Annotated in this window: 12 protein-coding genes; 10 read left to right on the forward strand and 2 right to left on the reverse strand. The window is 57.3% G+C overall.

What is annotated here, in order from left to right:
• Positions 1-55 precede the first annotated feature (55 nt).
• Complete coding sequence (locus tag ACJ8HH_RS07275; protein ID WP_039566257.1) at positions 56-640, forward strand: LysE family transporter; 585 nt, start codon at positions 56-58, stop codon at positions 638-640.
• Positions 641-669: 29 nt separating this feature from the next.
• Here the strand turns inward: ACJ8HH_RS07275 and ACJ8HH_RS07280 are convergent, their stop codons facing one another.
• A complete protein-coding gene (locus tag ACJ8HH_RS07280; protein WP_039567103.1) occupies positions 670-1,563 on the reverse strand; it encodes a LysR family transcriptional regulator in 894 nt (297 codons plus the stop codon).
• Between the two features lie 110 nt (positions 1,564-1,673).
• On the opposite strand from ACJ8HH_RS07280, the gene ACJ8HH_RS07285 reads away from it, so the two are divergent.
• The 6 genes from ACJ8HH_RS07285 (at position 1,674) to ACJ8HH_RS07310 (ending at position 7,479) form a co-directional block, all read left to right on the forward strand.
• Complete coding sequence (locus tag ACJ8HH_RS07285; protein ID WP_039566256.1) at positions 1,674-2,417, forward strand: SDR family oxidoreductase; 744 nt, start codon at positions 1,674-1,676, stop codon at positions 2,415-2,417.
• A 59-nt stretch (positions 2,418-2,476) separates the two neighbouring features.
• Entirely contained in the window at positions 2,477-3,433 is a 957-nt protein-coding gene (locus ACJ8HH_RS07290) for an MBL fold metallo-hydrolase (protein ID WP_223182225.1), read from the forward strand.
• Positions 3,434-3,600: 167 nt separating this feature from the next.
• Positions 3,601-4,416: an AraC family transcriptional regulator gene (locus ACJ8HH_RS07295; protein ID WP_039566251.1), complete on the forward strand. Its 816-nt coding sequence runs from the start codon at positions 3,601-3,603 to the stop codon at positions 4,414-4,416.
• Between the two features lie 67 nt (positions 4,417-4,483).
• Entirely contained in the window at positions 4,484-5,116 is a 633-nt protein-coding gene (locus tag ACJ8HH_RS07300) for a LysE family translocator (protein ID WP_039566249.1), read from the forward strand.
• Positions 5,117-5,243: 127 nt separating this feature from the next.
• Positions 5,244-5,993 carry an SDR family NAD(P)-dependent oxidoreductase gene (locus ACJ8HH_RS07305; protein ID WP_033634470.1) on the forward strand — a complete coding sequence of 250 codons (750 nt, stop codon included), beginning with the start codon at positions 5,244-5,246 and terminating at the stop codon, positions 5,991-5,993.
• A gap of 22 nt (positions 5,994-6,015) precedes the next feature.
• Positions 6,016-7,479: an aldehyde dehydrogenase family protein gene (locus tag ACJ8HH_RS07310; protein ID WP_039566246.1), complete on the forward strand. Its 1,464-nt coding sequence runs from the start codon at positions 6,016-6,018 to the stop codon at positions 7,477-7,479.
• Positions 7,480-7,518: 39 nt separating this feature from the next.
• Here ACJ8HH_RS07310 and ACJ8HH_RS07315 read toward each other — a convergent pair whose 3' ends face one another.
• Positions 7,519-8,433, reverse strand: a complete 915-nt coding sequence (locus ACJ8HH_RS07315; RefSeq protein WP_039566244.1) for an AraC family transcriptional regulator — start codon at positions 8,431-8,433, stop codon at positions 7,519-7,521.
• Between the two features lie 84 nt (positions 8,434-8,517).
• Between ACJ8HH_RS07315 and ACJ8HH_RS07320 the strand changes: the two genes are divergently transcribed.
• From ACJ8HH_RS07320 to ACJ8HH_RS07330, 3 genes are all read left to right on the forward strand, one after another.
• A complete protein-coding gene (locus ACJ8HH_RS07320) occupies positions 8,518-9,861 on the forward strand; it encodes an MFS transporter (protein WP_126171670.1) in 1,344 nt (447 codons plus the stop codon).
• Between the two features lie 494 nt (positions 9,862-10,355).
• Positions 10,356-11,411, forward strand: coding sequence for an adenosine deaminase (add, locus tag ACJ8HH_RS07325; RefSeq protein ID WP_039566242.1), 1,056 nt, complete (start codon positions 10,356-10,358; stop codon positions 11,409-11,411).
• Positions 11,408-12,373, forward strand: coding sequence for a nucleoside hydrolase (locus tag ACJ8HH_RS07330; protein WP_039566240.1), 966 nt, complete (start codon positions 11,408-11,410; stop codon positions 12,371-12,373). Before add ends, ACJ8HH_RS07330 begins: the two co-directional genes overlap by 4 nt.
• Positions 12,374-12,562 lie beyond the last annotated feature (189 nt).

Here is a 12,562-nt window from a genome sequence, read left to right on the forward strand (position 1 = left end):
CATTTATGCACGTGCGATTGCGATAAAGACAATAACCGAACGCAAAGAGGCGGGTATGACAGGGAATATGATTGATTTGGTTTCATACACTTTTGCAACTGCCTTCACGCCTGGCCCCAACAATATCGTTGCGTTGGCATCGGTCATGGCGCTCGGCCTTAGGCGCAGTGTCCCCTTTTTATTGGGAATAGGCGCCGGAATGGGCGTGACCATGTTGGTCACGGGTACATTGACCTCTTGGATCTTGCTCACCTTTCCGGCGGCTGTCGTTTATTTAAGAGGGCTGGGTTTTATTTATCTGGTCTGGCTTGCGTATAAAATTGCCACCAGCCGCCGTTTTGACGAGGAACAACGTGAAGGCGGTTATGGTTTCCTCAGCGGTTTTGTTCTTCAGGTTATCAATGCAAAAATCATACTGTTCACCATAACGGCCATTTCCGCTTTTATCATTCCGGTCGGTAGCGGCCTGTTGTTCATTTTAGGGGCATGCCTGGTCACTGCATTGATAGCGTGTTTGGGCACGCTGACCTGGGCGGTCGCAGGGGCGTTTCTCAAAAAAGCTTATCTGAGGCACTTTAGAGCGGTAAATATCACCATGGCCGCCGTACTGATCTATTTCGCCTGCAAAATGATTATTTAAGCCGCTTGGGGCCTGTAGGTGAGCCGCGGCTAATCGCCCTGGCTTAATTGATTGAAAAGATAGTCAAAGACTACGCGCACGCGCGCCGGGCAGGCATGCTGATGCGTATGATAGAGGTTGACCGGCCAGGGCGGCGGAGCGTCGCCCGGCAGAACGGCCACCAGCTCACCCGCGGCGAGGTGTTTTTCAACCAAATACCCGGCCAGTTGGCCAAAGCCTAAACCGGCGAGCACCGCTTTACGCTCTATATCGGGCGTATCGGTGACGAAGGCGGCGGACTTCGGGTAGAAATAACGTTTTTGGCTAAACTCCCAGGGCCAGTAGCGCCCGGTTTTGCGGTTCACCAGCGCGACAATCGGCAGATGGGCAAGCTGGTCTACCTGCTCCGGCGGCGGCAGGCGATCAAGCAACGCCGGCGAAGCAACCAGATGGAAAGGCATGGTTCTGGGTTGGCGAACGATGCAGGTTTGGTCGTGCAGAAAACCGATGCGAATGCCGATATCTATTCTTTCTTCGACCAGATCGCTGTGGATATTCGACAGGTGGAACTCGATCGTGATCGCGGGATACTGGCGCGCGAATTCCGCCAGTATCGGCATGACGACCTCGCTGCCATAGGTATGCGGCGCCGTAATGCGCACCACGCCGCCGAGATCTTCCGCCGCTTTCCCCTGCGGCTGAAACAGCCTGTTCAACTGATCCATCGCCGCTTTAGCCTGCTCAAGAAAGCCGAGGCCGAAATCCGTGATTCTCACGCTGCGGGTATTGCGGTGGAACAGCTGCTCACCGAGCACCGACTCGAGCTCTTTGATGGCTCGGGTGACTTTTTGCGGGGAAATGCCGAGCCTGGTCGCCGTGTGTTTAAAGTTCATCTCCTCGGCGGCGGCGCAGAAAATGCGCAAGGCTTCTTGTCTGTTTTGCACGTTGACCTCTTTGTTCCAAAAAATGGAATTCTCAAAGCATAACACTTCCATTTACCGGGCGAAAACGGTGGGTAAAGTATTCGCACTGACCCTAACAAAAGGAACGAGAGATGAACCGTATTTCAGGCAAAGTGGTGGTGATTACCGGCGCCAGCAGCGGGCTGGGCGAGGCGACCGCAATACATCTGGCCGCGCAGGGGGCAACGATGGTGGTGGCGGCGCGCAGGAAAGATCGTCTTGACGCACTGGTTCGGAAAATCGTTGGCGACGGCGGCACCGCGTTGGCGCTGCAGGCGGATGTGACGAAGCGTCAGGAGGTCGAAGCGATGATCGCCCAGGCCGTCAGGCAGTTTGGCAAGATTGATGTCTTGGTCAACAACGCGGGGCTGATGGCGATCGCACCGCTGAGTGCCGTGAAGGTCGATGAATGGGAACGGATGATCGATATCAATGTGAAAGGCGTACTGTACGGCATCGCGGCAACCTTGCCGCTGTTCGAAAAGCAGCAATTCGGTCATTACATCACCATTTCCTCCATTGCCGGCAAGAAGGTGTTCAGCCCCGGCGGCACGGTCTATAGCGGCACGAAATTCGCGGTCAGCGCGATCGCCGAAGGTTTGCGTCACGAAGTCGGCGGCAAGATCCGAACCACGACGATCGCCCCCGGCCTGATCGACACCGAACTGAAACAGGGCAGTTCGCACGCGGAAAGTTTGCAGGCCGTCGGCGAACTCTACCAGAGCCAGGCAATTTCCGCCGATGCCATCGCGCGCGCCATCGCCTATGCGATCGAGCAGCCTTCGGACGTGGACGTGAGTGAGATTGTCATCAGGCCGACCGTGCAGGAGTTTTAAATCGCCAGGGGCATTCCCGGAATTTTTAGCCGTATTTTCTTACCGTTACGAGGTTTTCTATGCGTATGCGTCGCAATCTGCTTATTGGCGCCTTTTTCGCCGCTTTTTCTGCCGCTGCAATGGCCGCGGCGCCTTTTTCTGCAATAGACAATCCCGGGTTCTACCGGATCATGCTGGGCGATGTGGAAGTGACGGCCCTGTCTGACGGCATCAGCCCGATGCCCGCCGATAAAATCTTGATCAACACCCGGCCGCAGCAGCTTGAAAAGGCGATGGCGGCCAACAACCTGTCGCTGCCGTTGCCGACCTCGGTGAACGCCTACCTGATCAATACCGGAAACAAGCTGGTTCTGGTCGATGCCGGCACCGGCGCGCTGCATGGCGAAACGCTGGGCAAAATGATGAAAAACCTGAACGCTTCCGGCTATCAGGCGGAGCAGGTGGATGAGATTTATTTGACGCACCTGCATCCCGATCATGTGGGCGGGTTGATGGCGGACAAGCGTCTCGCCTTCCCGAACGCCACCGTCTGGGTGGAAAAAGACGAAGTCGCCTTTTGGCTGAGCGAAGAGAAAAAACGGCAGGCGGAAGAGAAAGATAAACGTTTCTTCGATGCCGCCATCGCCTCACTGCAGCCTTACGTCACGGCGGGGAAACTCAAAACGTTTGCAGGGAATCAGGCGCTCACCCCGGGCATTTCGGCTATCGATACGCGTGGGCACACGCCAGGGCACAGCGTGTTCGCCGTCGAAAGCAAAGGGAAAAAGATGGTGATTCTGGGGGATATGATCCACGTCGCCTCCGTGCAGTTTACCGATCCGAATGTCGCCATCGCCTATGACATCGACGTCCCCGCCGCCGTTGCGCAGCGCAAGCGGCTGTTCGATGACCTCGCGCAGCAAAGGGCGCTGGTCGCAGGGGCGCATTTGTCTTTCCCGGGCCTTGGCTACATCAATAAACAAGGGAAAGGTTACGACTGGCAGCCGTTGAACTATGGCGCGATGAATCCACATTAATCGGCATGAGAGCAAGGCAAGAAGGCAAATGAACAATGCGAAGGGGCCAGCCGGCCCCTTTTTGCCGACGTTCAGAAAGCCGCTTCCGTGCAGAGCGCAGAGCTTTCACACGGTACGTTGTGTGTTATTTTGGCCGCTGTGGATAACCGGCAATCGGGTAAAAGAGGATGGGCAATTCGGCATTTATGCATCGTTTTGACGCATTGGGCGGGCTTGAACTGCTCGTCGCGGACTTTTCAGACCATCGGTTTGACGTGCATTGGCATGATACCTGGTCGATTGGCGTTGTCCTGCGCGGCGCCAATAACAACAGCGCCAAAGGCGATGCCGACGGTATCGTCAGCCGTGGGCAAGTCAGCCTCATCGCGCCGGGGCAGATGCATGCCGGGACGGTGCTGGGAGAAGAGGGATGCCATTATTTCATGTTTTACCCCAGCCACGAGATGCTGCTGGACGCGGCGGAAAACATGGAGATGCCCCTGCCGCCGGCAGTGAAGGGGAAGCATATCGACCATGCGCCTTTCGCCAACCGGTTGTGTGAGGCCGCGACGGTATTAACCGCGGCGCAATCCAGCCGTTTCGATCGGGAGGTGGCCTGGAGCCACTGTGTGGCGGATCTGCTGGCGGTGTGTTCCCCGCGGCGCGCGCCATTGGCAGACGCCGGCATCGCGCCGGGCTTGCGCAGGGCGAAAGAGTATCTGCACGATAACCCGGCGCGGGAAGTGCGTCTGGAGAGGCTGGCGCAGGCCGCCGGTCTGTCCAGGTTTCACCTTTGCCGCCAGTTCTCGGCAACATTCGGCTTGTCGCCGAGCCGCTATCAGCGGCAGCTTAGGTTGCAGCAGGCGAAGGCCTTGCTATCCCGGGGCGGCGACATCGCGGAAATCGCCGTCGTCTGCGGGTTCGCCGATCAGTCGCATCTGGGCAGGGCGTTCAAGTCGAGTTACGGCGTGACGCCGCGCGGCTATCGCGATCGCTGCCTGTGAGCAATATCGTTCTATCTCGCCGACTTACAGGGGCCGACAATGCGCCTATTTACGACGCGAGAAAATCATGGTCATCGAACTATCCACGCTGGGTTTATTTGCCCTTTCGGCCGCCGTCTTAACGCTTATTCCCGGCGCCGATATGCTTTGCGCACTGTCCAATGCCGTCAGCCAGGGAACAAAAGCGGGGCTGATTACCGTATTGGGGGCGGTCACCGGGGTGATATGCCATGTCTGTTTTGCGATTGTCGGCGTCACGGCGCTGATCGCCTCTTCGCCGCTGCTGTATCAGCTTTTCGTCATCGGCGGCGCGCTGTACATCATGTGGGTCGGGTTGGGCATTTTTACCCAGGCAAATGCGATTGGCCTGGAAAACCACGGCGAGCGCAAAAGCCGCAAAAGGCTCTATTCGCAAGGATTCCTGACCAATCTGCTTAACCCCAAGGCCATTATTTTCATGCTGGCGTTTATTCCGCAGTTTATTCGGGTGGAGGCGGGCAGGCCGGGAATTCAGATGCTGATATTAGGCATTGAACTCATCCTCATCATGTTTCTGATTGAAGTTCCCCTGGTATTTCTGGCGGGAAGGATTGCGCTGAGGATAAAACGGCGTCCGGCCATCGGGATTTATATCAATAAATGCTTCGGTGGCGTCATTCTGTTATTAGCCTGCGCCATTTTGGCCGCGCGGTTATGCTAAAAAATTAAATTCGCTTTTGGGCAAGGTTGTTCGATCGATAAGGTTTTATGTTCGCCCCGCTATGCTGCACGGCGAGCATTTACCGTAATCTTCTCTCGAGTTTCACAAACACTGAGGAGAATGACTAATGAAACGCTTTGAAAATAAAGTTGCCCTGGTGACGGGCAGTTCAAAGGGAATTGGCGCAGCCATTGCTAAACGCCTGGCGGCGGAAGGCGCCGTGGTTTTCATTAACTATTCCCGCGGGCGTGAAGATGCCAACCGGTTGGTTAAAGAGATCAATGAGCAGGGCGGCGTCGCTTTTCCGCTGCAGGCCAATGTCGGCATTGAGGCCGAAGTCAACGGCCTGATGCAAAACATTGTCGAGCAGTATGGTCGCCTGGACGTGCTGGTCAATAACGCCGGGGTTTATGCCACCAATAGCCTGGAAGCCTTCAGCGACGCGGAATATGAAAGGCACTTCAATTTAAATGTCAAAGGGCTGATTTATTGCTGCAAGGCGGCGGTCGCCGCTATGCCTGAATCGGGCGGCAGCATTGTCAATATCAGCTCCAGCGTGACCTCGTTTACGCCGGCCAATTCGCTGGTTTATACCGCTTCCAAAGCCGCGGTGGACTCGATCACCAAGACGCTGGCCAACGAGCTTGGCGGGCGCAAGATCCGGGTCAATGCGGTCAATCCTGGCTTGGTCATCACGGAAGGCGTACATGACAGCGGCTTTTTCGATACCGATTTCAAAACGCACATTGAATCCATCACCCCGCTGGGGCGCATCGGCACACCGGAGGATATCGCCCCGGCCGTGGCCTATCTCGCCTCTGACGAGGCGGGTTGGGTGACCGGTGAGAGCCTGATCGTCGGCGGCGGTTTGCATTAATTTAGCGAAGAATGGAACAGAAATGACATTAGACAAAGCCTACGGGCCACTGATTAACGGCGTATTCGAACTGGATGGCACGGACATTCATCCCGTTATTTCCCCCTCGAGCGGGGAGCGCCTGGCGGATTTGCACTACTGCAACGAACGGGACGTCGAGCGCGCCGTGTTGGCGGCGGAAGCGGCTTTCCCCGCCTGGAAGGCATTAGGGCAGCAGGCCCGCGCTCGCCTGGTGGCGCAGCTGGCGGATGTGCTGGAAAGCGATCTGGAAAGAATGGCGCAAATCGACGCGCGGGATGTGGGCCGCTGTATCAGCGAAGTGCGCCGCGATTATCAAACGGCGGTCAGACACTATCGCTATTTCGCCGCGGTTGTCATGGGGCACGAAGACAGCGGCAGAAGCATCGCGGACGGCTACAGCCTGGCGAAACGCGAGCCGCTCGGCGTCTGCGGGCAAATTATTCCCTGGAATGCGCCGGCGATCATGGCGGCGTTCAAGCTGGCACCGGCGCTGGTGACCGGCAACACTGTGGTGCTGAAGGCCGATGAAAACGCCTCGCTCTCCACGCTGGAGCTGGGCAAGATGATCGCCAATATTTTCCCTGCCGGCGTCGTCAACATCATTACCGGGCTCGGGAGCGTGGCGGGGGCGGCACTGACCGGCAACCGCAAGGTGCGCAAGCTTTCGTTCACCGGCAGCACGGAGGTGGGCAAGCGGGTGGCCAAGGCCGCCGCGGAGCGGCTGGTGCCCGTCACGCTGGAGCTGGGCGGGAAGAGCCCCAATATTGTGTTCCCGGACATCGAAGACCTGGACGCGGTGGTGGACAACGTGACCTTTGCCGCCATCCACAATAACGGTCAGTCCTGCCTGGCGGGCACCCGGCTGTTCGTTCACGCGGACATTTACGACCGTTTCAGCGCCAAACTGGTGACGGCTTTCGAACGGGTGCGCGTCGGTTCACCGCTGGCCGAGCAATCCCGGGTCAGCTGCCTGGTTTCTGAGAAGCAGGGCGAGCGGGTGCTGGCTTATATTCGGACCGGCCTCGAGGAGGGCGCTACCCTGCTGACCGGCGGCAAACGCCGCGCCGTTGCCGGCTGCGAGCACGGCTACTTCATTGAGCCGACGATTTTTGCTGCGGAAAATGGCATGCGCATTTGTCAGGAAGAAATTTTCGGGCCGGTGCTGACGCTGATCAAATGGTCAGACTACGACGAGATGATCGCCCAGGCTAACGACAGCGAATATGGGCTGGCGTCGGGGATTTACACCCGCAGCCTGAAAAACGCCCTGGCGACCGCAGACCGGCTGGAGGCCGGGTCCGTGTGGATCAACCGCTATTCAAACATTACCGATGGCACCGCGTTTGGCGGTTACAAGAACAGCGGGATCGGCCGCGAGTTCTGCAAAGAAACGCTCAATGCCTACACGCAAATAAAAACCATCACGCTGCAGACGGATCTGCCCGCGGCCTGGTTTGCAGAATAAGGACAAGACCGGCACAGGGATGAGCCGCCGTCGGCCGCTTCAGGAAATATGGCTGCCGATATAACTCCTTGGCGACGCGCCCATGCTTTTTTTGAACGCGGTGCTGAAGGCGCTTTCCGATTCATATCCCAGGTCAAAGGCGATCTGGGATATTTTTTCTTTATTGGCGACCATTCGCTCAATGGCCAGGCTAAAACGCCAGATGCGAATGTATTCGTTGACGCTGTAGCCGGCCAGCTTTCTGAAGCGGGTGGTGAAGGCGGTGCGCGACATGCCGGCCACGCCGGCGAGCTCGTCCAGGCGCCATTTCCTGCCCGGCTGGTCGTGTATGCGGGTCAGCGCCAGGCCGATATGTTTGTCCGCCATCGCGTAAAACCAGCCCTCGCCGCGGCCGAGCGCGCCGGAAGAGAGCAGCATGCGCAGCGCCTGCGTCAAAATGATCTGCAGCAGATGCTCGGTGATGAGCTCACTGCCCGGGCCGGGATTTTCTATCTCCGACGAGAGACGGCTCAGGAAATCCTTGATGCCGGCGTTCTCCTCCCGCTGCGTTTTGATCACGATGGGTTCGGGCAGGCTGGTGATAAAGCGGAAGGTATCGTTGATCTGAAAGACGAAGCGGCAACCCACAAAGGAGAAATCGCACCCGCCGTTGCTGAAGCAGGAAGAGCGGTCTTTCATCACGTGAACTTTTGTTATATCGATGGCCGGCGCGTTAGGGCTATCAAAAATGCTGAATTCGCGCCCGCTGGATAAGATCAGCACATCGCCTTGTTCAATCGGGTAACTGTTGGCGTCGCCCGCCAGTTTAATGAAAAAAGATCCGCGCTTGGCGATATAAATTTTCATCCCGGAATAGTCGGGAAACAGCGCTTTGGTATTGGCGCTCATGTCAAACGTCACAATTTTCTGGCTGCTGATTTTTAGCCTGGAAACAATATCGGATAACGGATCCATTATTACCTGCTTGTCTGATGCGTTTACTGTTGAGCATAGTCGCTATTGCGCCAGGGTTATGCATGATCCCGGCAGTGCGGCGAGGTGAACGCATTATGGGTGAGGCGCCAGCCGGTGTACAGGCTATCTCGCCGTCCTGTCCGAACGATAAGAAAAAAAGTGCGAACGCGAAAGTTCGCGATCCGGCCGGGTGCTACGATCGGTATTTTCCATGATGGTGGCATAATGACTTCTGACCAGACAAACCGCAGCCAGGTGAGCCTATTGGCGGCGTTGACGATCGCTTTATTTTTTATCTTGTTGAACAGCGGTTCTCCCACGCCGTTATATCCCCTCTATCAAGAAACCCTTGGCCTAAGTAATATCGACCTGACCTTCATTTTCTCTTCCTACGGGTTTGGCGTATTGCTGGCCTTGTTTTTATCACGCAGGCTCACCATCACCGATAAAAATGCCCGGTTGCTGGTGGTGGTGTCGCTGATGGTGGTGGTGGTGCCAACGCTGTGTTTTTCCTTTGCTCGTTCTTTGCAGGCGCTGTGCCTGTTCAGGTTTATTTCCGGGTTAGGGGCCGGTACGGCCACGGCCATCATCAACATCCTGTTGATTAACGTCAGCCGCGGCGACAGCGCCAAACGCGCCGCGCTGTTGGGCAGCTTGGCTTTGGTGACCGGCCTGGCGCTGGGCCCGGTGATCAGCAGCGTTTACGCCCAGTTGGCGTTTTACCCGCTCACTTCGCCGGCGGTGACCATCGCCGCGTTGGTTTTCCTCTCCGCGATCGCCATCGTCCTGCTTTGGCCGAAGAAGGGATTGCCTACCCTCGGCGTTGCGGACACGAAAACGGCAGAAAAGGGCGCCGGTTTTAGCCAACCGCTGTTCTATCTGCTTGCGCTGTGCGTGTTTATCTCCTGGTCATACGCCGCGCTGATCCTGTCGTTGGGGCCGACGGCCGCGATCCAGGTCTTCGGGCTTCAGTCACCCGCGGGCTTTGGCTATATCGCCACCGGTTATTTACTGGTGGCCGGCGTGGTGCAGTTCACGATCCCGCGTTTTCTGAAGCCTGAGTTTTCTTTGGTGTTAGGGCTGATTGCGCAGGTTTTCTCCATGGTGATGATGACCATGGCGCTCGAAAGCAGTTCTGTGGCCAGCGCGGCGGTGAGTCTGGTGCTGTCCGGCTTCTCGTACGGCGCGGTTTTTGTGGGCGGTGCCATCCTGGTCAATAAGCTCTCTCTTGCGGCGCCAGGGTGGAACGCGGTGTCGAAGTTTTACTTTATCGTCTATTTGTTCAATATCATGCCGCCGGCCGCAGGTTGGCTGGCGGATAAAATAGGGGTAGTGAGCGCCTTGTTCGCCGCCATTGTCCTTTTTATGGCGATATACATCGCCTTTGCCGTGCTGGCGCTGTGGGCGCTGTTGCTGAGAAAGGCCTGACGTTCCCAGCGTTGGGGAAGGGCTTTACAAGCCCCCCTGGCTTCCATAAGCTTGGCGGCGTGTTTTGGCGCTGATTGCTGGCGATTACCGCGCATAACAGCGGCTGCCCGGCGACTCTGCTTTAACACGCCATGTTTTACATAGGTTCAGGTAAGAGAACGGCCCCATCGATGATTGCCGGCGCCCACGGAAATCGGGCGTTGCAGTGAGGATGGGGTGATGCCGTGTCGGCTTCGGTGATGAGAGGTGTGTCCGCCTTCACCGGTTGCCGCATGCATAGGTTACTGACCTGTTGATGAATTTTTGGATGGCCTGCCGTCTGACTCATTACAGGATTAACATATTGTGATGCTTACCCTAGATCATTCCTCGTCTCACCGCGTTTTTTACCGCATTCACTCCTCCTTCAACGAGGCCTTCGCACCCATGCCGTCACTCACGGTGCGCGAAAACGTGCTCGTTGGCCTGCATAAATAACCCTTGGGAGCCATTTTATGGAATGGAATGTAAACCAAACCACGCTCTCTCGAGCGCAGATGGTTTCCCTGCCGAAGGCGGAAGTGCATGTGCATCTGGAGGGCTGCTTTGAGCCGGAACAGCTCTCGGCCTGGGCGTTATCCTCGGGGATACCGATGCCCAGAAAGCAGGACGAGCTGCTGAATTTTAACGGGCTTGCCGACTTTCTCGATTTCCTCGATTGGTCCTGCAGCCTGGTGAGCAGCCGTGAACGCCTGGCGCAGTTAAGCTACTCCTATGCACAACGGCTGTCGCGGGATGGTGGGCTGTACGCCGATCTGATTTTCAACCCGACCCATTGGAAAGCGTGGCGCGGCAGGCTCGGTGACATGATCGACGCGATTGACGCCGGTTTGCGCGCGGCCGAAGAAGATGGATTGGCGTCCGTTGGGCTGTGCGTCAGTTTGCTCTGCCGGCAAACCGCCGCCGAGGCGAGTGAGCTGGTGGATTTTTTAACCGCGCTGCGGCACCCCAGAGTGGTCGCGCTGTCCGTCGATGGCAATGAGGCCGTCACCAAAGGCAGCGGTGCGCGTTTCGCGCAGGCTTTCGCCCAGGCGGGCAGGGCCGGGTTGAAGCGAACCGTGCATGCCGGGGAGTCGAGCGGCGCAGAGGGCGTGCGCGACGCCATCTTGCTGCTGGGGGCCGACCGCATCGATCACGGCGTTCGGGCGATAGACGACCCGGCCGTCGTGGAACTGTTGGCTGAACGGCGTATCCCCATCGGCGTATGCCTGACCTCGAACATCAAACTGGGCGTCTATCCCGGCTACGCGGAGCATCCGCTGCGCCGGCTGCGGGATGCCGGGGTCATCGCGACCATCAATACCGACGACCCGGTCTTATTGCACACCACGTTGGTGGATGAATATCTGATCTGTCAGAGCGAATTTGCATTTTCCACCCAGGATATCGTCGATGTGGCCCTGAATGCTTTTGCCGCCAGTTTCGCCGGCGATGAGGCAAAAAAGGAGTATCGAAAGAAAATGGCCCCTTGGGTTGCTTCTCTTAATACAGAAAATGGAGACAAGCGGTGAGCGAGAAGAAAATAAAATTATATTTTGATTGCGATACCGGCATCGATGATGCGATGGCGCTGGGCTATTTGCTCGCAGAAAGCGACAAGGTGGATATTCTGGCGATCGGCACGGTTTGCGGCAACGTCGCCGCCGATGCCGGGGCCAGAAATACGCTGGAGCTTGCCCGCCTGGCCGGTTTTCCCGAGATCCCCGTCGCCGTGGGGGAACGGGATTACCTGCGCCAGGCGTATCTTTGCGATGTGCAGCATATACACGGTGACAACGGCATCGGCGACATCGAGCTGGAAGCCTCACACGCCAAGCTGGCGCCGCTGTCGGCCCCCGACCTGTTGGTTGAGCTGGCCAGAGCGCACCCGGGGGAGCTGGACATCTTGGCGACCGGCCCGCTGACCAACATCGCCAAAGCCTTGCAGCTTGAGCCCGCGTTAGGGGAGCTTATCGGCACGCTGACGATCATGGGCGGTGCGGCACTGGCGCCCGGCAACCGAACGCCCGTTGCGGAGGCGAATATTGCCTGCGATCCGGAGGCGGCGGCCATGGTGTTTAAGGCGATGAAGAATATCGTGATGGTGCCGCTTGATGTCACCATGTCGCATACTTTTGAAGAGGCGGATCGGCTCAAACTGCTGTCGGCCGAGAGCCGGTTTGCGCAGGCGATAGGGCAAATGCTGGAGCGGTATATCCAGTTTTATATCAATACCTACGGCCGCAAAGCCTGCGCGCTGCACGATCCGGTGGCTGCGGTGTTGGCGGTGCAGGGCATCGGCGCCTGCCTTGCACCTAACGTGAAGGTGACGATCGATGATTCTGACGGGCCAGGCCGCGGGCAAACTCTGTGCGATATGCGGGGACGATATAGGAACTATCCGCCGCAGCCCGATGCCAACTGCCATGTGGTATTAAGCACCGAGCTTAATATGTCGGAGTTGCTGCTCGCGAAGCTGCTGTCGTTGGCGTAATTCGTCTCTATCGACAACGTCTGAGTGTATAAGAGGCCTTTCCGGAGGCCTCTGAATGAGCACTGAAGAAGGGGGAAAGAGATCGGGCTGGATTTATCGATCCGCAGGCGTGCGAATCCAAATCGATAGATGTGTTTGCTGTTTGTTTAGCGAATATTGAGTACAGTGTTTCCCCTGTGCAGCCTGATT

This window comes from Serratia sp. CY32780 (assembly GCF_052169135.1).
Lineage (GTDB): Bacteria > Pseudomonadota > Gammaproteobacteria > Enterobacterales > Enterobacteriaceae > Serratia > Serratia sarumanii.

Bases quoted from the DNA above. Each gene is read 5' to 3' on its own strand.
- ACJ8HH_RS07315 (WP_039566244.1), bottom strand. From the start codon at position 8,433: ATGGATCCGTTATCCGATATTGTTTCCAGGCTAAAAATCAGCAGCCAG.
- ACJ8HH_RS07290 (WP_223182225.1), top strand. From the start codon at position 2,477: ATGCGTATGCGTCGCAATCTGCTTATTGGCGCCTTTTTCGCCGCTTTT.
- ACJ8HH_RS07295 (WP_039566251.1), top strand. From the start codon at position 3,601: ATGGGCAATTCGGCATTTATGCATCGTTTTGACGCATTGGGCGGGCTT.
- add (WP_039566242.1), top strand. From the start codon at position 10,356: ATGGAATGGAATGTAAACCAAACCACGCTCTCTCGAGCGCAGATGGTT.
- ACJ8HH_RS07305 (WP_033634470.1), top strand. From the start codon at position 5,244: ATGAAACGCTTTGAAAATAAAGTTGCCCTGGTGACGGGCAGTTCAAAG.
- ACJ8HH_RS07310 (WP_039566246.1), top strand. From the start codon at position 6,016: ATGACATTAGACAAAGCCTACGGGCCACTGATTAACGGCGTATTCGAA.
- ACJ8HH_RS07275 (WP_039566257.1), top strand. From the start codon at position 56: ATGACAGGGAATATGATTGATTTGGTTTCATACACTTTTGCAACTGCC.
- ACJ8HH_RS07300 (WP_039566249.1), top strand. From the start codon at position 4,484: ATGGTCATCGAACTATCCACGCTGGGTTTATTTGCCCTTTCGGCCGCC.
- ACJ8HH_RS07285 (WP_039566256.1), top strand. From the start codon at position 1,674: ATGAACCGTATTTCAGGCAAAGTGGTGGTGATTACCGGCGCCAGCAGC.